Below are 20,852 nucleotides of genomic sequence, written 5' to 3'. Positions count from 1 at the left end.
ACTTCTGATTTCGGCTGCCGAAGTATGGCAAAACCATCACGTCATTCAAGAAGCATGAAATTTTTTTCCGATAAAATATTGAAAAATATGAACTAATGACTGTCGCAGTCTGATTGAAGAAGTCGCGAAATAACAGGTCTTTGAAGAAGAAGCGGGTTTCCTTTCGGCTTTATTGCGCCAATTTGACCGCAAGGGCGACGCGGTAAGCGAGACACAATCCTGAAATTGAATTGGCCTCGGGTTGTTTCTTTCCGCTTGTCCAGGTTGAAAATGTCGAGGCTGCCGGAGAGACTGAAATGGGATTAAAAGTTGAACTGACGCGCCGGGCCGCTCTTCTGGGAGCTGGCGGAGCGATCGCCGGCGCAAGCCTGACGACAGCGGGTGTTGCACATGCTGCAGCGGAAAAGCAGGGTGCCATGACGGCCCCCGTCGCGCGGTACAGCGTTGGCGAATTTGAAGTGAACACGCTCCTGGATGGCGCGGTCACGGTCGGCGAACCGCAGAAAACCTTTGGCATGAATGTCGAGCCGGACGCGTTCGTTGCCCATTCCGACGACAATTTCATTCCGTCCGATACATTCAGGGCCTATTTCACCCCGACCCTGGTGAACACCGGCAGCGAACTCGTTCTTTTCGACACGGGTGTCGGTGAAGGCGGGCGTCCGGCACGCGGAAACATGCGCGCAGCGCTGGAGAGCGCCGGTTATACACCTGAGCAGGTCGATGTCGTTGTCATCACGCACATGCATCCGGACCATATCGGCGGCCTAATGGAAGGCGGTGCTCCCGCGTTTCCCAATGCGCGCTATGTGATTGCACAGAAGGAGTATGACTTCTGGGCGGCAATGGACCCGGAAGCAAACGGCGTCACCAAGCTGATGACCAAGAACGTGAAGCCGCTCGCAGAAAAAATGACGTTCCTCAACGGTGGCGGCTCCGTGGCCTCCGGCATTACCGCGATGGATGCCCATGGCCATACGCCGGGTCACACGGTCTATATGCTGGAAAGCGGCGGCGCGCAGCTCCTTCTGGCGGCGGATCTTGCAAACCACTATGTCTGGTCGCTGGCACGCCCGGAATGGGAAGTGCGCTTCGACATGGACAAGGAAGCCGCAGCTGCGACTCGCCGGTCCGTTCTCGACATGCTTGCGGCCGACCGGATCCCGTTTGTCGGCTACCACATGCCGTTCCCGGCCGTCGGCTACGTTGCCGTTGATGGCAGCGGTTTCCGTTACGTCCCGGCGTCCTACCAGATGCATCTCTGATCTGATCAATACTGTGCACACACGAAAAGGCCGGCATCGCCGGCCTTTTTTTATGCGCGGTCTCCGAGACCAAAAGAAAAAAGCCCCGGATGATCTTTCCGGGGCCTTTTTGATGAATTTCAGCGTGGTCCAGCCGGTTATGCCGCCGCTTCGACCTCGGGTTCGCGCAGAACATATCCACGGCCCCAGACCGTTTCGATGTAGTTCTTCCCTGACGTAGCGGAAGCGAGCTTCTTGCGCAGCTTGCAGATGAAGACGTCGATGATCTTCAGTTCCGGCTCGTCCATTCCGCCATAAAGATGGTTCAGGAACATTTCCTTGGTGAGCGTCGTGCCCTTGCGCAGCGAGAGCAACTCCAGCATCTGGTACTCTTTGCCGGTCAGGTGGACACGCTGTCCGCCAACTTCGACTGTCTTGGTGTCCAGGTTTACCTTCAGGTCGCCGGTGACGATGACCGATTGGGCATGTCCCTTGGACCGGCGGACAATCGCATGAATGCGGGCGACCAGCTCGTCCTTATGGAACGGCTTGGTCATATAATCGTCAGCGCCGAAGCCCAGACCGCGAACCTTGTCTTCGATGCCGGCATTTCCGGACAGGATCAAGATCGGTGTCTTGACCTTCGACACGCGAAGTGTCCGGAGAACTTCGTATCCGGACATGTCCGGCAAGTTCAAATCCAACATGATGATGTCATAATCGTACAGTTTGCCGAGGTCGATGCCTTCCTCGCCAAGATCTGTCGTGTAGACGTTGAAGTTCTCGGACTTCAGCATCAACTCGATGCTCTGCGCGGTGGCGCTATCATCCTCAATCAACAATACACGCATGCCAATCCCCTTGTTCTGCCTTTCCTGGGCAAGTCGCAACGGCTCTGTCGGTGCGCTACGAAGGACTGTTGTTAACCCCGACTCAAAGCTACCGGCTAATGGTTAACAAAATATGATTCGCAGCGGCAAGCTCCGAAGAAATGAATCTGTGAACAACGGACAACTTGTTGAATCCCCAAAAAAAACACGAATTCACAAAGCTTAATGTTGAACATTAAGAAACAGATCTAACCGATTCCGTTCAGATTCCTTTCGACAAAGCCGGTCTGACTTCGAAATGGCTATCGCTTGTCAGCCTTCCAAAGGTTAAGATTAACCAGAGTCGTAAACGATCGGTTACCAAAACGGTTAACAGTGAAAGGAATTTCGTTTGAAGGCGCTTTTTGCCGAGATTGATTCGCTTTTGCCGACCGAAATTTACGGTCGGGTCACGGCGGTTCAGGGCCTGCTTGTGGAAATCGCCGGTCCGATCCACGAGATGAGTGTCGGCTCGCGTCTGCTGATCGACAATGGCGAGGACAATCCCAAGGTACCGGCGGAGGTTGTCGGCTTCAGGGAAGACAAGGCACTCTGCATGCCGTTTTCCGGGCTCGAGGGCGTGCGCATGGGATGCCGGGCCGTCATCAGCTCCCGCGAGAGCGTCGTGCATCCCGGCGAGGCCTGGCTCGGGCGCGTCGTGAACGCCCAGGGGGAGCCCATCGACGGCAAGGGCGCAATCGCCAACGGGGCGGTTCCCCGCAAGTTGCGCAGCGCGCCGCCGCCGGCTTCCGAGCGGCAAAGGGTCGGTGCACCGGTTGATCTGGGCGTGCGGGCGCTGAACACGTTCGTAACCTGCTGCGAAGGGCAGCGCATGGGCATCTTCGCCGGATCGGGGGTCGGCAAGTCGGTTCTGATGTCGATGCTGGCACGAAACACCGATTGCGATGTCGCCGTGATCGGTCTGATCGGCGAGCGCGGGCGCGAGGTCCAGGAATTCATCGAAGACGATCTGGGGGAAGAGGGCCTGTCACGGTCCGTCGTCGTCGTTGCGACATCCGATGAAAGCGTGCTCATGCGCCGGCAGGCGGCCTATCTTGCCATGACGGTCAGCGAACATTTTCGTGACGAAGGCAAGAATGTGCTTTGCATGATGGATTCGGTCACACGCTTTGCCATGGCGCAGCGGGAGATCGGGTTGTCGGTCGGCGAGCCGCCGACATCCAAGGGCTATACCCCAACCGTTTTTACGGAGTTGCCGCGCCTTCTGGAGCGGGCTGGTCCGGGCAAAACAGGCACGGGGTCGATTACCGGCCTGTTTACCGTGCTTGTAGAAGGCGACAACCACAATGAACCGGTCGCGGATGCGGTGCGCGGGATACTGGACGGGCATATCGTCATGGAGCGCGGCATTGCGGAGCGCGGACGCTACCCTGCCATCAATGTGCTGAAGTCCGTATCCCGGACAATGCCGCGATGCGTCCCGGCCGAGCACCAGCCTGTTCTGCGCAAGGCGAAGCAATTGCTGGCGACCTACACGGATATGGAAGAACTCATTCGCCTTGGCGCTTACCGGAAGGGGTCCGACCCAACGGTCGATGAGGCCATCCACAGATTCGAGCTGATCGATGACTTTCTGAATCAGGGCAAGGACGAGGCGACGTCACTTTCTGAAGGTTATTTGCATCTTGCCAACCTTTTGGAAATGACTCCGGGGTAGACTGCCCATGTTAGGGGAGTATTGAGTTATGAAAACCCGCGACAGTTTGATCCGTTTGAAGCGGTTTCAAGTTGATGAAAAACGGCGCCAGCTTGCGCAGATCGAGAGCATGATTGCCGAGTTCAATCGCATGGCCGATGAACTGGATGATCAGATCCGGACTGAGCAGGAACGCGTCGGCATCACGGATGTCACACATTTTGCCTATCCGACCTTTGCCAAGGCGGCTGCCGACCGCCGCGATAATCTGCGGAATTCCGCGCATGAACTCGATGATCAGCTGCAGCGCGCGCAGGATGAACTGAGCGCGGCGATCGAAGAGCTGAAAAAGTTCGAACAGTTGGAAGAACGCGACCACCAGCGCGAGCGAACGGCCCAGGAAATGGCCGAGCAGGAGCAACTCGACGAAGTCGCAGCGAGAGCACGCCTGCGTTAACACGCGTATTTCTTCTTCCCCTGACCGGTTCGTCGGCGCTTGCCGGCAAGCTGACAGCCCTCTCTCCTGACCGCAGCATTTGCGGTCGGGCGGCGCCGCAACAAGCTCCACAATTTGTCGTTTTTGGCAGCTACCGCGTTGCAATCCGGTTCGCGCGTGGTCAATTGTCTGTGACTGTGATTCTTCGCATGCCACGGAGCGCCCTTTTTCAATGAAACTGTTTCTGGCTTTGTTGCTGCCATTGTCCACGTTTTCGTTCGCGCTCGGGCTGACCCAGCCGCTGATGCGGTTTGAGAAGCTCTATTTTCTTGAAGAACGTCCTAGTCTCATCGAATTGATCCAGGGACTCTGGATACAGGGAGATGCTGCGCTTGCGATCGTTGTAGGGCTTTTCTCGGTCGGCTTTCCAGCCGCGAAGATCCTGCTTATCCATGTTGCCGCGTTTACCGGGGGCGGCGCGTCCCGTTCGCTGGCACTGTTATCGACTGTCGGCAAATGGTCCATGCTGGATGTGATGCTGGTTGCTCTCGTCCTGTTTGCAGCGAAGACAAGCGGATTGGCCGCCGCAACGCTTCTACCCGGTCTGTGGTTCTACGCCGGTGCAACGCTCTCGACGGCCGCGGCAGCCAGTCTCTGCAAGCGGATCTAGCGACGTGAGCTTCGATGGGGCAATGCCGCGTTTTCAGGCCTTGTCGCGCCGGCGCGCCTGAAAGTCGTCGCAGCGGTCCTCTCTGGCCTTGGCCGCATCTGCGATCTGTTTCGCATAGGCGCCTGTCCATTCGCCGCCTTGTGCGGCCGGCAATTTGAGATGCGCGCAACGCGCCTTGGCAAGGAGCGCAAATGCCGGAACGTCGAGCCCGGCCTTGGCTGCCGTTCTTATGACGACATCGCGCTTGCCGTTGAACATGGCGTCCTTGAGCGCGGACTGCGCGATCCTGCCCCTTGCGCCCAGCAATTCGATTGCATGATGAAACCGGCCATCCTGCAAGAGCAGGATCATGAGCTCATCCAGCGTCACTGCCGAACGCTCTGCCTCGCGCCACAGAGTTCCGATATCCTGGTTGCCCAATGCTTCGCCGAACGTCTTGCGCAGAACCTTCAGCCGGGCAATCTGGTCGAGCTGTTCCTTGGAAAGCGACCCCTCAATGGCGGTGCGCAGCCGTTTCTTTGCTTCGTCGTCGACAAGCGGCAGCAATTCCTGGCAAACAGCAGGGGGCAGGTCGTTCCTGTTTGCGAGTCCGTTCCGAAGCGCACCGTCTTCAGCGGCAAGTTTGACGAGGCCGTTCATGGTCTCGCGCGACAGCGTTATGTGCGTGTTCGCTGCAAGTATCCTGAGAACGGCTGCGCTGCCTTTCGCGGCAAGAGCGTCTGAAACCTCGACGGGCAAATCCTTGCGGCGTGCCAGAACCTGTATGTGCTCCTCGCTGACCTGTTCGACAAGGTCCAGAAGATCCTGTCTTGTCAGCGTCTGACTTTCAGCCAGGACAGGGCTCGCGATTTTCACTTCGTCGCGTGCGATCCTGCGGAGCAATTCCGCCGGGCTGTGTGTACTGGGCGCGAGTTTCTGGGCCAGTTGCAATCTGTCGTCGGTCGCGCTGCTGCCATAGAGCTTCAGCATGACATCCGCGAACAGTTCAAGCTCGGAGTCGGATCTGTCTTCCAAATCCGATGCGACAAGCCTGCTGACCTCGGCAAAAAGTCTTTGCCTCGCTTCCGCAGTCTCATCTTTTGCAAGCCTGATGAGTGAACTGGGCATTTTTCCTCCGTACGAGGAATAATTAGTCAATATTGTTATTTTTACGTTACCGAAAAGTGGGCCAGCAGTAGTTCAGCTGAATAGTCTTCAACGGGACGTCGAGGAGAGGGTGTAATCCTGCAATTAATTGATCAGATTAAAGAATTTTTCGATAAGAGATGTCTTCGAATTCCCGTTCTTCGAAAACCGTTGGATGTATAGGCAAACGGCTTTCCTTCCGGCTGTGCTCCTTTCTATTCTTCGGGTATGAAAGAGTGCGCCCCTCGCGCATCAACAAAGCGAATACAACATGAAGATCATGCGCCTGTGCCTTGCTGTTTTTTTCGGGTTCTTTCTGCTCTCGGCGGTTCCTGCCGCAGGCCAGACTGAGAGTGCGGCTTCGTCCGGAGGGAGCGCCTCCAGTGAGACGCCCGACGTCAAACAGGCGAGTGAGGCGCTAATCAAGATCCTCAACGATCCCAAGAGCCGCGACGAACTGATCGAACTTCTGGAGAAGAATGCAGGCGGCGAACCGGCGGCAGCTGATGAGGGAGCGGGCGATGGAAACTCGGCGGATACCAAGGAAGCGTCCTCTGGCGATGCCGTTTCCGCGGGTCAGAGTTTTGTCATCCGGGTCGGCGAATACACGCGCGCGCTTGCCGACGAGATCGGCGTCATTCTGGATCGCTCACGCCATTCCCTGAGGGGTCTGCTGCTGGTCCTGCGGGGAGACATTCCGATCAAGTGGGACCGGGTGCAGGAGGTCCTGCTGCAGGTCGCCATCGTTTTGGCGGTGGCTTATGCCGCGTTCCTCGCGGCGCAGTTCGTGGCGCGGCTGATCTATCCGAAAATGTCCATGCGTGCACGCTATGGCGGTGGATTGATGCGCGCCGGCATTCTCATGGTCACGACCACGATCGATGCCATCACCGTGGCGATAGGGCTCGGTGTCGGTTACCTGGTGGCATTGGCCGGTTTCGGCGGTCTTGAAACCGGGGTCACGATCCAGGAAAGCCTGGCGCTCAATGCCTTCTTCATTACAGGCATGTCGAATGTCGCCTTGCGTTTCGTGTTCGCACCCAAGCGGCCGGAACTGCGTTTGCTGCCGTTTTCCGACGCGGGTGCGGATTACTGGTATTCGCGTCTGCGGATCTACATGTACTGGAACAATTTCGGTGTCTTTCTGGCGGTGCCCGCGGCAAACCTGGCCGTCTCGTTCGTGCTCGGCAACGCGCTCCGGTTCATTATCGTGCTCACCGGGATGATCTATCTCATGGTGCTGATCAAGAGGAACCGGGTCAGCGTTCGCGAAGGCGCGAAAGCCTATGCCGAAACCATGCACACCACATTGGCGCAACGCGCGCTCGCCAATCTCGGCAACCTCTGGCACGTCGGTGCCTATGGCTACATCATCGCCGTCTTTCTCGTCTGGGTCACGCGCCCCTTCGATGCGACGACGATTATCCTGCGTGCAACCGCCCTTTCGATCGTGACCATCATGGCTGGTATGCTGCTGTCGCTTGTCATGACCCGGGCCATCAAGGGCGGCATCAGGCTGCCCGAAGACATTCACCAGAAACTCCCCGCGCTTCAATACCGGCTCAACGCCTTCGTGCCGCGCCTGTTGAAGATCATCCGCTTCGTGGTGTTCCTCGGCACGATCCTGCTGCTCCTGGATATCTGGGGTCTTCTGGCGGTGATCGACTGGTTCTACAGCGAAACCGGGTCCGCGCTGGTGAGCAGCTACGGGGCTGCGATCATGGTGCTGCTGGTGGCCTTCCTGGTCTGGCTCGCGGTGATGTCCTGGGTCGATCTGCGCCTGCAGTCGCGGGCAGGCTACATTGTCAGCGCGCGTGAGCGGACCCTGTTCCAGCTGTTCCGCAACGCCTTCACCATCATCATCATGGTGATGGCCGCCCTTCTGGCGCTGTCCGAAATCGGGGTGAATATCGGACCGCTGATCGCCGGTGCCGGTGTGGTCGGCCTGGCGATTTCCTTCGGTGCACAGACGCTGGTGAAGGACATCATCACCGGCGCTTTCATCCAGATCGAAAACGCCATCAACGAGGGCGACGTCGTCACGGTGGCCGGCATCACGGGTACAGTGGAAGGCATCACAATCCGCTCTGTCCGCATCCGGGATCTCGATGGCACGACGCATATCATTCCGTTTTCGTCCGTCGACATGGTGTCTAACTTCATGCGCGGCTTCTCCTATCACGTCGCGCTTATCGGCGTTTCCTATGACACCGACATTGCCTATGCCAAGGAGGCGATGGTCGAAGCCTTCAGGCGCCTGCAGGAGACCGATTTCAAGTCCAAGATCTTCGGCGATCTGGAGATGCACGGCGTGACCATGTTCGGTGCCAGTTCGATCGATATCCGCGCGCGGATCAAGACAACGCCGGGTGACCAGTGGAGTGTCGGGCGGGCCTATAACGAGTTCATCAAGCAGGTGTTTGACGAGCGGAACATCGAAATCCCGTTCCCGCAGGTGACCTATCATGCCGCGACGCCGCCCTTCGCGGCGGAGGATGCGCTTCAAAAGGCAGGCGGAAAGAAAAAGAAGACGGACGTGCCTGAGCCGACGGACGACGCGCCGCCGGAAGAGGATGGGCGCTAGGCGTGCGGCGCAGGCCTTTCCGGTCAGTCCTGGTCATCAAAAATGTCTTCGATCGATTGTCCGAACAGCCGCGCGATCTTGAATGCCAGGGGCAGGGACGGGTCGTATCGTCCAGCCTCGATGGCATTGATCGTCTGCCTGGAAACATCGAGTTGATCCCCGAGAACGGACTGGGACCAGCCGCGCTCCGCCCGCAGCGCCCTGAGGCGGTTCTTCATCAAAAGACGCCTTCGCGTTTCGAGATAACGGTGGTCGCAAGGCCCTGGACCGTCCAGAAAACCGGGAGAAGCCAGAACACAGGCAGCCTCGGCACATCCGCCAGTCTTTCGAGCTGACCCCATCCGGACGCAATGATCATGATGCAGGCAACACCGATCAGAGTTCCCTTTATCTGGATCAGCCGGAGGAACTCATCAAGCTCCATGGCAAAGCGCCACTGTGCCCAAAAAGCGGCGAAGATTGCGCCAATCGGAACGAGTGTCAGAACATACAGGACATGGGGTGATAGAGCGTGCCGGTCTGAAAGCCACACGATTCCGGCGGTGGTTGCAACATAGAGGATCATTGCCGGGACAAAAACTTTGAAAAAGCGGAAATTCGCCTGTTCGGTTGTCATGTTCAAACCTCCAGAATGTAAAGCTTCCTTTCCATATCGCATTTTGACGAAATGTAAAGGGTATTTTACATTTTGGCGTGTGAGCAAGCACTGTTCTTCGATGCAAGTCAGCCATTTTTAAGGCTGCATGGGCTGGTGGCGGTGACCTGTTTCCGGAAATTCATACCAGTATTGGATTTCAAGTCGTGCGGCTTTCGGACGTGTTTTCCCAACCTTTCCAGAGGCAGGAAAAGCACGGGAAGCGGTTCGACGAGAATCATTGATTGAATTTCGCAAAGTTTCGCTTTATTTTCGTTTTAGGATGATTGCGCATATCAATTCGAGCCGGAGACGAGGCAATGGCGGCTGACTACGACCTGTTGGTTATCGGGGGTGGCATTAACGGAACCGGGATCGCCCGGGATGCGGTCGGACGGGGTGCGTCCGTCCTTCTCGCCGAAATGGGAGATCTCGCCGGAGCGACGTCTTCCGCATCCACCAAGCTGATCCACGGCGGACTGCGCTATCTTGAATATTACGAGTTCGATCTGGTCCGCAAAGCGCTGAAGGAACGCGAGGTTCTGTGGGGGATCGCGCCGCATATCGCGTGGCCGCTGCGTTTCATCCTGCCGCATCACAAGGATCTTCGTCCGGCCTGGCTGCTGCGCCTGGGACTTTTCATGTATGACCATCTGGGCGGACGCAAGCGCCTGCCCGCGACCAAGACGGTGCGGCTGGATCAGGCGCCCTTTTCGCAAGGCCTGAAAAAGCTGTTCCACAAGGGGTTTGAATATTCCGATTGCTGGGTCGACGATGCGCGTCTCGTCGTGCTCAACGCGCGTGATGCTGCCGACCGGGGTGCGGAAATCCTGACACGGACCAAATGCGTGAGCGCGCGACGCGACGGTGACAAGTGGTCGGTCACGCTGAAGGATCTAGCAACCGGAGACGAGAGAACGGTAACCGCCGGCACGCTTGTCAATGCGGCCGGACCGTGGGTTGCCGATTTTCTTCATGGCGTTGTCGGCGAGAACGACACGTCCGGCATTCGTCTCGTCAAGGGCAGCCACATCATCGTGCCGCGCCAGTTCGATCACGACCGCTGCTTCATCTTCCAGAACGGGGACGGCCGGATCGTCTTCGCCATTCCCTATGAACAGGATTTCACCCTGATCGGGACGACGGATGTCGACTATCAGGACGATCTCAGCGACGTGCGTATCTCTGAGGACGAGGTCTCCTACCTGTGTGCTGCCGCGAGCGAATACCTGGACAGGAAGATCACGCCGGAAGACGTGGTGCACACCTATTCAGGTGTCCGGCCGCTTTATGATGATGGGGCGAAGGACGCGAAAGCGGCAACACGCGACTACGTTCTTGAGGTTGACGGTGACCATGAGCGGCCGGTTGTCCTGTCCGTCTTCGGCGGCAAGATCACGACCTACCGGAAACTCGCCGAACAGGTGCTCGCGAAACTTGAGGTTTTCGTGCCCTTCAAGAGCGGCCTCTGGACCGACAAGAAGCCGCTGCCCGGCGGCGATTTCCAGGTCGATGCGTTTGATGCTGAAGTTGCCGCCCTGGAACGCGATTATCCATTCCTCGACACCGGTTTTGCGACACGGCTGACCCGTCTTTACGGGACGGATGCCAGGCGGATACTGGGTGAGGCGGCTTCCCTGGATGATCTCGGCAAGGCGTTCGGCTCCAATCTCCATGAAGCGGAAGTCAAGTGGCTGATGAACCGCGAATGGGCACGCACGGCCGAGGATGTTTTGTGGCGGCGTACGAAACTCGGGCTGCGCATCGGCAAGCAGGAAGCTGAGGCACTCGATGCCTACATGTCCGGCCATCTTGCAGACCAGACCGGGGCTGCTGCATAGTCGGAAACAAATCAGGCTGCCGGGCGCGCCGGCAGCTCTTTACAAACAAGCAATAAAATTGGGAGGTGCGCCATGGCCGGATGTGTTTTGGCGATAGACCAGGGCACAACGTCAAGCCGTGCGATCGTCTTCGACGACGGCTTCAGCCCCATCAGCGTGGGACAGCAGGAGTTTCCGCAACATTTTCCGAAGTCCGGATGGGTGGAGCATTCTCCGTCGGATATCTGGACCAGCACGCTGCGGGTCTGCCGGGAAGCGATGGAAAAAGCCCCGGACCAGGGCGCGGGCGTCGAGGCGATCGGGATCACCAATCAGCGCGAAACAACGCTGATCTGGGACAGGTCGACCGGCGAGCCGGTCTATAATGCCATCGTGTGGCAGGACCGGCGGACCTCGGAATTCTGCGCAGGCTTGCGCGAGCAGGGGCTTGAGGAGACGTTCACCGCCAAGACCGGGCTGTTGCTGGATCCGTACTTTTCCGGAACAAAAATCGCCTGGCTGCTCGACAATGTCGATGGGGTGCGGGCGCGTGCGGAGCGGGGCGAGCTTGCCTTCGGAACCGTCGACACCTGGCTGATCTGGCAGCTTACCGGCGGCACCGTACATGTAACCGATGCAACGAATGCCGCGCGCACGCTGATCTACAACATTCATGAAAACCGCTGGGACGTGGACCTGTGCAAGGTGCTCAACATCCCGATGAGCCTTTTGCCGGAGGTCAAGGACAGCGCAGACGAGTTCGGCGCAACAGATGCGGAACTGTTCGGCAGACCTATCCCGATCCTTGGGGTTGCCGGCGACCAACAGGCCGCGACGGTCGGGCAGGCCTGCTTCAAGCCGGGCATGGTGAAATCGACTTATGGCACGGGCTGCTTTGCGCTCATGAACACGGGCGAAACCGCTGTTCGCTCGCACAACCGGATGCTGACGACGATCGCCTACCGGCTGAATGGCAAGACCACCTATGCTCTGGAAGGATCGATCTTCGTTGCCGGTGCGGCGGTGCAATGGCTGCGCGACGGGCTTGGGCTGATCGACAGCGCCGAACAGACGCAGTCACTCGCTGAACAGGCCGACCCGAACCACGACGTCTACCTGGTGCCGGCATTCGTCGGGCTTGGCGCACCCTATTGGGACGCGGATGCCCGCGGTGCGATGTTCGGTCTGACGCGAAACACGGGGCCGAAGGAAATCGCGCGTGCCGTTCTGCAAAGCGTCGGATACCAGACCAGCGATCTGGTCGATGCCATGCGCGCCGACTGGTCGGATGCGGAAAAACCGGTTCTGCGTGTGGATGGCGGCATGACGGCATCCGACTGGACCATGCAGTTTCTGGCCGACATTCTGGGCGCGCCCGTCGACCGCCCGACCGTTGCGGAAACAACGGCTCTCGGGTCCGCCTGGCTGGCAGGCTCGAAGGCCGGGATCTGGCCGGGCGAGGACGTGTTTTCGGCGCAGTGGCAGCTGGAAAGACGTTTCGAGCCCAAACTGTCCGAGGCGGACCGGTCCCGGCTTCTCGCCGGGTGGAAAGACGCGGTCACGCGCACCCGGACTGGGGTGGACTGATCCGAAAAGGCTCCCGTCAAGGCGGGAGCCTTTTTTCTTTTGGGCGAAAGCTTTTCTGTTGTCAGCAAAGCTACGCCTTGTTTCCTCAGAGCTTTTCATTCACCCTTCGACCGTGTTCACGGGGACGCCCCCCGTGTGAACGTGTTGGTGTGGGGGCGCCATGCAGTTGATCGGCGAGGCAAATCGGAAGTGGTGGCTGCTCGGAGCCGTTAGTTGCGTACTCGGACTGGTGCTGCTGGACGAGACTGTCGTCGGGATCGCGCTGCCTTCCATCCAGGAAACCTTTTCGCTTTCCAGCAATACCGCGCACTGGATCGTCAATGCCTACCTGCTGACCCTTGCGTGTTTCGTCGCCGTTGGCGGCAAACTCGGGGACCTGTTCGGTATCCTGCGCATGTTCCTTCTGGGACTTGCCACGTTCGGTATCTTCTCCGTCGTCTGCGGTTTTGCACCGTCCGGGGAAGTCCTGATTATCGCGCGCGCTTTTCAGGGCCTTGGATCGGCGGTCATGTTTCCGCTGTTCATGGCCATGGTGACCATGACGTTCCCCAAGGAACAGCACGGGATGGCTCTGGCCGTCACGGGTTCTGTCGGAACCATTTTCCTGTCGCTCGGTCCGCTTGTGGGCGGTGCGTTCACCGAGTTTCTGAGCTGGCGCTGGATCTTCTGGATCAATCCTTTTCTTGTGATCGTTATTGCTGTTGTCGTTTCGCTGACCTGGCGCGACGTTGAGCGGCCGCCCGGTCGGCGCATCGACTGGACCGGACTGGTGCTGATCGCAAGCGGGATGTTCTGCATCGTGTTTGCGCTCATGGAGGCTGACGACTGGGGCTGGGGAAGTCCGGTTATCTGGTTGCTGCTTGTGTGTGGTCTTGCCATGATCGCTGCGTTCTGCCGGTTCGAACTGCGCCAGGACGCTCCACTCATCGAGGTGGACCTTTTCACCAACCCTGTGTTTTCGGCGAGCAATGTGAACCTGTTCATGGCGCAATACGCCAAGATGCCGATCTTTGTCTTCGTCGCCCTTTATGCGCAAACGGAGTTGAAGCTCAGCGCGCTCACCGCCGGTTTGCTGGTGATGCTGACGCCGATCCCGCAGCCATTCGTTGCCGCCTATTGCGGCCGGCTCGTCGGCAAGACGCATCCGCGCAAGCTTGCCTTTATCGGGCACCTTCTGCTGCTGGCCTCGCTGCTCTGGCTGTACTTTACTGCACCGCTGAACGACACGTTGCTGTTTGCGCCCGGTCTGCTCGTTGCAGGCGTTGCCTTTCCGTTTCTCTTTTTGCCAAGCCGGGCCGCCATCATGGGCTCGCTTCCGGAATACAAGCACGGACAGGGCGGCGGGATCGCGATGGCGGCACAGATGATCGGCGGCACGGTGGGGCTCTCCGCTTCAAGTGCCGCGTTTGCCCTCGGCGGCTACGAGGCCGTTCTGGGTCTCGCCGCGGTGCTTGTCGCGCTGGCCTTCGTCTACGCGCTTGTTGCCTACCGGAAGGTCTGATGCCCAAGTCCGTTCTTCGGTCAGCTTCGAAAACGCTGTTGAATTGTTCGTTATTTCGAGTATTCTCGAATTATGGAAAAAGAAGACGCCCTGAATGCGTTGGCCGCCCTTGGTCAGGAAACACGCCTTGACGTATTTCGCCTGCTGGTGAAAGCCGGAAAAGAAGGCATGACCGCCGGTGCCGTTTCAGACGCACTCAACGTTCGACCGAATACCCTGTCGACCCACCTCGGCGCTCTGTCGCGTTGCGCACTCGTGCGGGCTGAACGCGACGGGCGTTCCATTCACTACATTGCGGACCTGGCGACCATGCAGTCTCTGGTGACCTTTCTTCTGCGGGATTGCTGTGGCGGAAACCCGGATCTGTGCGCGCCGATCGCCAATCTGTTCACCACCGTTTCGTGCTCAGACACAAAGGGTCTCTGAGGCCAATATCCAGGCGGACACTCCCACAATGCGCAATGCTCTCGTTTTATGTACGGCGAACTCCGCCCGCTCTGTTCTGGGTGAGGCGCTATTGCGTCATCTCGGGCAGGGAAAATACACGACCTTCTCGGCCGGCTCGACACCACGCGGTACGGTCAATCCCGATGCGCTGACCTGTCTGGAACGGCATGGCCTGTCTTCCGAAGGGTTCCGCTCCAAGAGCTGGGAAGAGTTCGCGGGCGCAGATGCGCCGAAGATGGATCTGATCATCACCGTTTGCGACAACGCGGCGGGCGAGGCCTGTCCGGTCTGGCCCGGCCATCCGATGGTCGTGCATTGGGGCATTCCCGATCCCGCCTCGGTGGAAGGTGACGATGAAGCACGCGGGGCGGCCTTCGATCTGGCCTATCAGAGGCTTGAACGGCGGATCAACGACATGCTTGCCCTCGGTGACGATGTCTTTACCGCCGATGACGGCAAAAACAGACTGGCGGCCATAGGCGCCATCTCCGACTAACTGGGGTTTCCTTCATGTCAGAATTCAGTTTGAAGCAGCGCCTGACCGCCGAGGCGCTTGGCACCGCAATGCTTGTCGGAACGGTGGTCGGGTCGGGGATCATGGCCGACAGGCTTTCAGACGATGTCGCCGTATCTCTTCTGGGCAATACCATCCCCACGGGCGCGATCCTTGTTGTCCTGATCACGATCCTGGGTCCGATTTCCGGTGCGCATTTCAATCCGGCGGTGACCTTCGTCTTCTGGCTGAAACGCAACCTGAGCCTGACCGCCGGCCTCAGCTACATCGCCGCCCAGATCGCCGGTGGGATATGCGGCACGCTGATCGCCCATGTCATGTTCGAGGAAGCGGTGCTTCAAGCCTCGACCACGGCCCGGACCGGACCCGCACAATGGGTGGCTGAAATCGTCGCGACGTTCGGCCTGCTGGCCAGTATCCTGGCCGGTATCCGCTTCCGGGAAGCGGCCGTGCCCTGGCTCGTCGGGCTCTATATCACGGCCGCCTACTGGTTCACGGCGTCGACGTCCTTCGCCAATCCGGCGGTCGCGATTTCCCGCGCCTTCACAGACACATTCGCCGGGATTCGGCCCGTCGATCTGCCGGGGTTCATCGTCGCCGAATTTATCGGAGCCGCCCTGGCGCTTGCCCTGTTTTCCTGGTTGCTGACCCCGGAAAAGACGGCCGGTGAGAAAGCCGTCAGTTCGTGAAGCCGGGCAGGTTCAAAGGTCTTTTTTCATGAACCAGCGACGGTGATCCGGCAGCGCCTGGCCGCGCAGGTTGCCGATCAAACCGAAATCCTCGTAGCCGAGCTTGAGGTAGAGCCGGTGCGCGGCTTCGTTTGAGGTATCCAGCCAGGCGGCATGGCAGCCAAGCCGTCGGGCCTCGTGTTCGGCCAGTTCCACAAGGCGTGCGCCGAGACCGGCTCCGCGCACGCTGTCGTCCACCCAGAGCGTCTTGATCAGAAGCCAGTGGTATGACGTGCTGGCGCTGAGCCCGCCGAGAAGCCTGCCCGTTTCGTCGGTTGCCTTGAGCACGAAGGCCTCGTTGTCCGATTGCTCGTTTTCCTGCGCAAGGGCCTGCAACAGGTGGTCCTCGATGGCTGCGGCAGTCGCAGCCTTGTCCTTTTCATCTGCAAACGAGATCTCGACGTAACTCATGTCTGTCCGCCACTTAACCGGCCTGTGGGTTTCAGTTTCAACCGGTCTCCTGACCGGCGTCAACTCTTTGGCGCCGTTGGGGCGGGTCGCCGCGTTGCCTCAGATCGCCTGCATGGGCGATTTGCGTTTCTTGCGGTAGCGCTTGTCAAGGCGCAGCGTGACGATGGCAAAGACGATCCAGCTTGTGTGAAAGATCACACCGGCGAGAAACACGAGATAGCCCGGCAGGGGACCGATGGCGGCGCGTTCGAAGGCTTCGGAGAGCTCGGTCAGGGGCACGGGATGAATGGCAAGCTTGCCGAAATAGGCAACCGCCTGGATGGCGAGGATCCAGGAATAATTGCTGCGCAGGCGCCGCCCGGCCGCCCTGACGAGGCTGATGTGGTAGTGCGGCGTCTCATAGTCGTCAGCGAGGAGCTTCGCCCAGTCGCCGTTCCAGGGAACCTTTTTGCCATAAAGGATCGGCGCGTAGAAATCGGACTCCATCAGCCGGGCGCGGGCACGGAACATGTTGTAGTAGCGGTAGCGCCGCGCCTCGAAGATCAAAAAGACGGTGACCAGCAGGCCGACAAGCACCATCGGCAGGGGAGAGGCCTCGCGATTGGCGAAGGTTGCGGAAAGGGCGATCCCCGTCGTGACTACGGCCCAGTTGGTTGTGTTGTCGAGGCGCGTGCGCCAGTGGGTGCTGCGGAAAACCTCGGCCCGGTATAGATGGGCAAGCGCGCCGATGGTGCCGGACTCAATGTCCTGCTTCGGCCAGTCCTCCCCGGCATTTTCCTTCGGCTCCCCCGACATGCCGTTACCCTCGTGTCACGCTTTGAACCGAAAGCTTAGACCTAAAGTTTTTGCGGGTCGAGACTATGTGGATCACCTCCTTAAATTCACGGTTCTGCGCGTCTTCGAAGTGTTGGAAGGCACTACCTTTTCCATCGTCTACCTGCTTGATATGGAGTGGTGTCAGTTTGAGGTTGCAATTCTGGGTAAACTATCGATGATTGGCAAAAACATCAGTGCGTGAGACTTCAAGTGCATCAAGAAAGAAACCTGTTCGCGGAGTCTTTTAGCTCTCTTTATGCGCTGCGTTGGCTGGTGCTGGCACATGTGATCGTCAACTGCATACTGACAGTCGTCGACACGTGGCTCGAAGACACTTGGTACTTTGTATATCTCTATGCACCATTTGGCGCCATCTTCTGCTTTTTCATGCTTTGCAGGATCTTGAAGGCGCAGAAGCCACAACGCAATCTGAAGCAGTTTATCACTTTCTCAATCTGGTACCTTCTGGTGTTTTTCGTGCTCGCTCTCGGAGGCGCGGAACTCGTTACTTACCTTTTCGAAACAGCGTCGGACGCAACAAAAGAGCAAGACTCATTTGTTGCTGGTTATGTCCTTTTCACGCTGGTGTGTCTGTTCGTACCGGCTTACTTGCTTGGGACTATTTTGCCGGCCAAGCTCCTGCAGAAATCGGACAGCATTCGGGCCGCGCTGAAAAGAGCACTGCGGCAGGCTGGATATCTACTTCCAAGGTATGGTGGAATTTACGTTCCCTTCTCGCTTGTGAGCGCCATTTTGTATTTGGCTTTGCAGGCGGGCGGGCCGGAGCTGCAACCCGTCACCTCAACCGGCGAAGTTCACGCATTCAGCTTTCTTTTGATGGTGATATCGACCCTTATCTCGATTGCAGGCGAAGCGATGCTCATGGTGACGATTGCACGCGCTTATCTGAAGGACCTCCGGGAGCTCGGAGATACCTCCCAATTCGATGTGGAAGTGTTTGCTTGAGGCCATCCTGTGTCCCGACTATCGGGCAGTACGGAACGGCATCTGCATTGAATTGATGTTCAGACGTTGTCAAGAAGGCCTACCTGAAGGATCTTGAAGAACAGGGTGAGACCCCCGTTGCGGAAGCGGACATCTTCGCCTGATGATTATTTCCGCTTCTTGTTCATCGCCGCCGCGAGCGCTGCCGCCATGGCATTGTTGCCACCACCGCCATCGCTTGAGCCTTTGGGCGCGCCGCCTTTGCCGCCGCCACCGCCGCGCGGGCCGCCGCCTCCAGGGCCCCGTCCGCCCGGACCGCGATGGTTCTGATTGCGGTTGCCCTGATTGCTGTTGCCGCGCGCGGACCGGTCCCTGTCCGACCGGTCGCGCTGACCCTGATAGTCGGCCTGGGATTTCATGGTCATGGAGATCCGCTTGCGCGGAACGTCGACGTCGAGGATCGTCACCTTGACGATATCGCCGGCCTTGACCACCTGGTGCGGATCGTCGACGAAGCGGTCGGCCAGCTGGGAGACATGAACGAGGCCGTCCTGATGCACCCCGACATCGACGAAGGCGCCGAAATTGGTGACGTTGGTAACCGTGCCTTCCAGCTTCATGCCCGGTTTCAGGTCGGAGATTTCCTCAACACCATCCTGAAGTGCCGCCGTCTTGAATTCGGGGCGCGGGTCGCGGCCCGGTTTCTCAAGTTCGGAGAGAATGTCCCGTACGGTGGGCAGGCCGAATTTTTCGTCGGTGAAGTCCGACGGGTCGAGTGCCTTCAAGACGGACGCGTCCCCCATCAGCTGGCGCACATCCCGGCCACAGGCCTTCACGATGCGCTTGGCAAGAGGGTAAGCCTCCGGGTGTACCGAGGAGGCATCGAGCGGTTCCTTGCCGCCGGTAATGCGCAGGAAACCTGCGCACAGTTCATAGGCCTTGGCACCAAGGCGCGGGACCTCTTTCAACTGTGAGCGCTTTTCAAACCGCCCGATTGTATCGCGGTGGTCGACAACGGCCCTGGCAAGGTTGTCCGAAAGGCCCGAGATCCTGGAAAGCAGGGCGGGCGAGGCGGTGTTGAGGTCGACGCCGACCGCGTTGACCGCATCTTCGACTACGGCGTCCAGCGCGCGGGCGAGCCGCGTCTGGTTGACGTCATGCTGGTACTGGCCGACGCCGATCGATTTCGGTTCAATCTTCACGAGTTCGGCGAGCGGGTCCTGCAGGCGGCGGGCAATGGAAGCAGCACCGCGCAGCGAGACATCGATATCCGGCATCTCGTTTGCCGCCAGTTCGGAGGCCGAATAGACGGAAGCGCCGGCCTCGTTGACGATCACTTTCACGGGACGCTGCGCAGCCGGAATGTCGGTGAGCACATCACCGGTGAGCTTGTCGGTCTCGCGGCTTGCCGTGCCGTTGCCGATGGCGATCAGGCCGACCTTGTGTTTCGCGATCAGCGCCAGCAGGGCGGCGCGCGACCCGGAGATATCGTTGCGCGGCTGGAACGGATAGATTGTTGCCGTGTCGACCAGCTTTCCCGTGTCGTCCACGACCGCGACCTTCACCCCGGTGCGAATGCCCGGGTCGAGGCCGAGCGTCGATTTTGCACCCGCAGGCGCTGCCAGAAGCAGGTCCTTCAGGTTCTTTGCGAAGACCTGGATCGCCTCCTCTTCGGCCTTGTCACGCAGGACGCCCATCAGGTCGAGTTCAAGATGGAGTGCCAGTTTCACCTTCCAGGCGAACCGGGCGACATCCATCAGCCACTTGTCCGCCGGTCGGCCCCTGTCTGCGATCGCATAGGTGTCCGCGACCATTTTAACCGCCGGAAGCACCGGCGAGACGTCGTCGGCGTCGACGGTCAGATCAACGGAAAGAATGCCTTCGTTGCGGCCCCTGAACAGGGCGAGCGCGCGGTGACTCGGGATCTTCGACCATCTTTCGAAATAGTCGAAATAGTCGGCAAACTTGGCGCCCTTTTCCGCCATGCCGTCAACCAGTTTCGATTGCACAACACCCCGGTCTTCCACATGGCGGCGCAGGCGGCCGACCAGTTCGGCGTTCTCGGCAAAACGTTCCATCAGGATCTGGCGGGCGCCGTCGAGCGCTGCCTTGGTATCGGCGATGCCTTTCGCGTCATCGACAAAGGCGGATGCCTCGGTTTCCGGCGTTCTGGAAGGATCACCAAGCAGCAGATCGGCGAGCGGTTCCAGCCCGGCCTCGCGCGCGATCTGGGCTTTGGTGCGCCGTTTCTTCTTGTAGGGCAGGTAGATGTCTTCCAGCTGGGACTTTGTTTCGGCTGCCTGTATGCCGGCGCTCAGTTCCTCAGTGAGCTTGCCCTGTTCCTCGATCGAGCGTGTGATCGCAACGCGCCGGTCTTCCAGCTCGCGCAGGTAGATCAGCCGTTCCTCCAGCTTGCGCAGCTGGCTGTCATCCAGCCCGCCCGTGGCTTCCTTTCGGTAACGCGCAATGAAGGGGACGGTTGACCCCTCATCCAGCATCTGAACAGTGGCGTTCACCTGACCTGCCTTGCATCCGATCTCGTCGGCAATACGGTGGGCGATGCGCAGGGCAACGTCTGCAGATGCGGCCCGGGCGTTGTTCGCCTGTTCGGTGCTCTTGGAAGAAATACTGGTCATGTCTGCGGCGTCTCGTGCGTGGTCGAATTCGAACGATGCAAGATAGGCTGCCCTGATCCGGCCGAAAAGAGATCCGCTTCCACCGTCCACCGGCAAATTTCGGGTTGTGAACACGGCCATCGCCGCGCGCTGCGGAGATCTTGGCGAATACTTTTCCAGGTTAATTTAAATCTAGAAGATTTATGCAATCCGAGCACACTTGCTGATTGTTTTTCGGAGTTTGCCGAA

General features: G+C 58.9%; 19 protein-coding genes. 12 read left to right on the top strand and 7 right to left on the bottom strand.

All coding sequences use genetic code 11. The features are described from left to right. Positions 1–296: 296 nt before the first annotated feature. On the top strand, positions 297–1,265 hold the full coding sequence (locus RBB49_RS17735; RefSeq protein WP_306144198.1) for an MBL fold metallo-hydrolase: 969 nt from the start codon (positions 297–299) through the stop codon (positions 1,263–1,265). Between the two features lie 137 nt (positions 1,266–1,402). Here RBB49_RS17735 and ctrA read toward each other — a convergent pair whose 3' ends face one another. After that, a complete protein-coding gene (ctrA, locus tag RBB49_RS17730; protein WP_029064643.1) occupies positions 1,403–2,095 on the bottom strand; it encodes a response regulator transcription factor CtrA in 693 nt (230 codons plus the stop codon). Positions 2,096–2,465: 370 nt separating this feature from the next. Between ctrA and fliI the strand changes: the two genes are divergently transcribed. The 3 genes from fliI to RBB49_RS17715 all read left to right on the top strand — a co-directional run bounded on the left by fliI (position 2,466) and on the right by RBB49_RS17715 (position 4,876). Next, positions 2,466–3,791 carry a flagellar protein export ATPase FliI gene (fliI, locus tag RBB49_RS17725; protein ID WP_306144197.1) on the top strand — a complete coding sequence of 442 codons (1,326 nt, stop codon included), beginning with the start codon at positions 2,466–2,468 and terminating at the stop codon, positions 3,789–3,791. Positions 3,792–3,819: 28 nt separating this feature from the next. Next, positions 3,820–4,227 (top strand): flagellar export protein FliJ, encoded by a 408-nt coding sequence (gene fliJ / locus RBB49_RS17720; protein WP_306144196.1) that lies wholly within the window; start codon positions 3,820–3,822, stop codon positions 4,225–4,227. 211 nt (positions 4,228–4,438) lie between these two features. Continuing rightward, complete coding sequence (locus tag RBB49_RS17715) at positions 4,439–4,876, top strand: paraquat-inducible protein A (protein WP_306144195.1); 438 nt, start codon at positions 4,439–4,441, stop codon at positions 4,874–4,876. Positions 4,877–4,909: 33 nt separating this feature from the next. On the opposite strand, the gene RBB49_RS17710 is transcribed toward RBB49_RS17715, so the two are convergent. Continuing rightward, positions 4,910–5,983 carry a DUF2336 domain-containing protein gene (locus RBB49_RS17710; protein ID WP_306144194.1) on the bottom strand — a complete coding sequence of 358 codons (1,074 nt, stop codon included), beginning with the start codon at positions 5,981–5,983 and terminating at the stop codon, positions 4,910–4,912. Positions 5,984–6,272: 289 nt separating this feature from the next. Here RBB49_RS17710 and RBB49_RS17705 point away from each other — a divergent pair, with 289 nt between their 5' ends. After that, positions 6,273–8,585, top strand: a complete 2,313-nt coding sequence (locus RBB49_RS17705) for a mechanosensitive ion channel domain-containing protein (protein ID WP_306144193.1) — start codon at positions 6,273–6,275, stop codon at positions 8,583–8,585. A 23-nt stretch (positions 8,586–8,608) separates the two neighbouring features. Here the strand turns inward: RBB49_RS17705 and RBB49_RS17700 are convergent, their stop codons facing one another. Further along, positions 8,609–8,803, bottom strand: coding sequence for a helix-turn-helix transcriptional regulator (locus RBB49_RS17700; protein WP_306144191.1), 195 nt, complete (start codon positions 8,801–8,803; stop codon positions 8,609–8,611). Further along, positions 8,803–9,201, bottom strand: coding sequence for a hypothetical protein (locus tag RBB49_RS17695; RefSeq protein WP_306144190.1), 399 nt, complete (start codon positions 9,199–9,201; stop codon positions 8,803–8,805). Before RBB49_RS17695 ends, RBB49_RS17700 begins: the two co-directional genes overlap by 1 nt. A 338-nt stretch (positions 9,202–9,539) precedes the next feature. Between RBB49_RS17695 and glpD the strand changes: the two genes are divergently transcribed. From glpD to RBB49_RS17665, 6 genes are all read left to right on the top strand, one after another. Further along, positions 9,540–11,060, top strand: a complete 1,521-nt coding sequence (glpD, locus tag RBB49_RS17690; RefSeq protein WP_306144189.1) for a glycerol-3-phosphate dehydrogenase — start codon at positions 9,540–9,542, stop codon at positions 11,058–11,060. Positions 11,061–11,132: 72 nt separating this feature from the next. Further along, the gene (gene glpK, locus RBB49_RS17685) at positions 11,133–12,626 is read left to right on the top strand and encodes a glycerol kinase GlpK (RefSeq protein WP_306144188.1); all 1,494 of its coding nucleotides are present in this window, start codon (positions 11,133–11,135) and stop codon (positions 12,624–12,626) included. Between the two features lie 160 nt (positions 12,627–12,786). Next, on the top strand, positions 12,787–14,127 hold the full coding sequence (locus RBB49_RS17680) for an MFS transporter (protein WP_306144186.1): 1,341 nt from the start codon (positions 12,787–12,789) through the stop codon (positions 14,125–14,127). Positions 14,128–14,199: 72 nt separating this feature from the next. Beyond that, a complete protein-coding gene (locus RBB49_RS17675) occupies positions 14,200–14,553 on the top strand; it encodes a helix-turn-helix transcriptional regulator (RefSeq protein WP_306144185.1) in 354 nt (117 codons plus the stop codon). A gap of 28 nt (positions 14,554–14,581) precedes the next feature. After that, positions 14,582–15,070: an arsenate reductase ArsC gene (locus RBB49_RS17670; protein ID WP_306144184.1), complete on the top strand. Its 489-nt coding sequence runs from the start codon at positions 14,582–14,584 to the stop codon at positions 15,068–15,070. A 14-nt stretch (positions 15,071–15,084) separates the two neighbouring features. Further along, positions 15,085–15,777 (top strand): MIP/aquaporin family protein, encoded by a 693-nt coding sequence (locus tag RBB49_RS17665; RefSeq protein WP_306144183.1) that lies wholly within the window; start codon positions 15,085–15,087, stop codon positions 15,775–15,777. 12 nt (positions 15,778–15,789) lie between these two features. On the opposite strand, the gene RBB49_RS17660 is transcribed toward RBB49_RS17665, so the two are convergent. Then, a complete protein-coding gene (locus RBB49_RS17660) occupies positions 15,790–16,227 on the bottom strand; it encodes a GNAT family N-acetyltransferase (RefSeq protein ID WP_306144182.1) in 438 nt (145 codons plus the stop codon). Between the two features lie 99 nt (positions 16,228–16,326). Beyond that, positions 16,327–17,022: a DUF2270 domain-containing protein gene (locus tag RBB49_RS17655; RefSeq protein ID WP_306144181.1), complete on the bottom strand. Its 696-nt coding sequence runs from the start codon at positions 17,020–17,022 to the stop codon at positions 16,327–16,329. 231 nt (positions 17,023–17,253) lie between these two features. On the opposite strand from RBB49_RS17655, the gene RBB49_RS17650 reads away from it, so the two are divergent. Continuing rightward, positions 17,254–18,009 (top strand): hypothetical protein, encoded by a 756-nt coding sequence (locus RBB49_RS17650; RefSeq protein ID WP_306144179.1) that lies wholly within the window; start codon positions 17,254–17,256, stop codon positions 18,007–18,009. 146 nt (positions 18,010–18,155) lie between these two features. Here RBB49_RS17650 and RBB49_RS17645 read toward each other — a convergent pair whose 3' ends face one another. Further along, positions 18,156–20,624, bottom strand: a complete 2,469-nt coding sequence (locus tag RBB49_RS17645) for a Tex family protein (RefSeq protein WP_306144338.1) — start codon at positions 20,622–20,624, stop codon at positions 18,156–18,158. Positions 20,625–20,852 lie beyond the last annotated feature (228 nt).

Source organism: Roseibium sp. MMSF_3412, from assembly GCF_030733265.1.
GTDB lineage: Bacteria > Pseudomonadota > Alphaproteobacteria > Rhizobiales > Stappiaceae > Roseibium.
This window is presented reverse-complemented; position numbering and strand designations above follow the sequence as displayed.

Bases quoted from the DNA above. Each gene is read 5' to 3' on its own strand.
- RBB49_RS17735 (WP_306144198.1), top strand. From the start codon at position 297: ATGGGATTAAAAGTTGAACTGACGCGCCGGGCCGCTCTTCTGGGAGCT.
- ctrA (WP_029064643.1), bottom strand. From the start codon at position 2,095: ATGCGTGTATTGTTGATTGAGGATGATAGCGCCACCGCGCAGAGCATC.
- fliJ (WP_306144196.1), top strand. From the start codon at position 3,820: ATGAAAACCCGCGACAGTTTGATCCGTTTGAAGCGGTTTCAAGTTGAT.
- RBB49_RS17715 (WP_306144195.1), top strand. From the start codon at position 4,439: ATGAAACTGTTTCTGGCTTTGTTGCTGCCATTGTCCACGTTTTCGTTC.
- RBB49_RS17710 (WP_306144194.1), bottom strand. From the start codon at position 5,983: ATGCCCAGTTCACTCATCAGGCTTGCAAAAGATGAGACTGCGGAAGCG.
- RBB49_RS17705 (WP_306144193.1), top strand. From the start codon at position 6,273: ATGAAGATCATGCGCCTGTGCCTTGCTGTTTTTTTCGGGTTCTTTCTG.
- RBB49_RS17700 (WP_306144191.1), bottom strand. From the start codon at position 8,803: ATGAAGAACCGCCTCAGGGCGCTGCGGGCGGAGCGCGGCTGGTCCCAG.
- RBB49_RS17695 (WP_306144190.1), bottom strand. From the start codon at position 9,201: ATGACAACCGAACAGGCGAATTTCCGCTTTTTCAAAGTTTTTGTCCCG.
- glpD (WP_306144189.1), top strand. From the start codon at position 9,540: ATGGCGGCTGACTACGACCTGTTGGTTATCGGGGGTGGCATTAACGGA.
- glpK (WP_306144188.1), top strand. From the start codon at position 11,133: ATGGCCGGATGTGTTTTGGCGATAGACCAGGGCACAACGTCAAGCCGT.
- RBB49_RS17680 (WP_306144186.1), top strand. From the start codon at position 12,787: ATGCAGTTGATCGGCGAGGCAAATCGGAAGTGGTGGCTGCTCGGAGCC.
- RBB49_RS17675 (WP_306144185.1), top strand. From the start codon at position 14,200: ATGGAAAAAGAAGACGCCCTGAATGCGTTGGCCGCCCTTGGTCAGGAA.
- RBB49_RS17670 (WP_306144184.1), top strand. From the start codon at position 14,582: ATGCGCAATGCTCTCGTTTTATGTACGGCGAACTCCGCCCGCTCTGTT.
- RBB49_RS17665 (WP_306144183.1), top strand. From the start codon at position 15,085: ATGTCAGAATTCAGTTTGAAGCAGCGCCTGACCGCCGAGGCGCTTGGC.
- RBB49_RS17660 (WP_306144182.1), bottom strand. From the start codon at position 16,227: ATGAGTTACGTCGAGATCTCGTTTGCAGATGAAAAGGACAAGGCTGCG.
- RBB49_RS17655 (WP_306144181.1), bottom strand. From the start codon at position 17,022: ATGTCGGGGGAGCCGAAGGAAAATGCCGGGGAGGACTGGCCGAAGCAG.
- RBB49_RS17645 (WP_306144338.1), bottom strand. From the start codon at position 20,624: ATGACCAGTATTTCTTCCAAGAGCACCGAACAGGCGAACAACGCCCGG.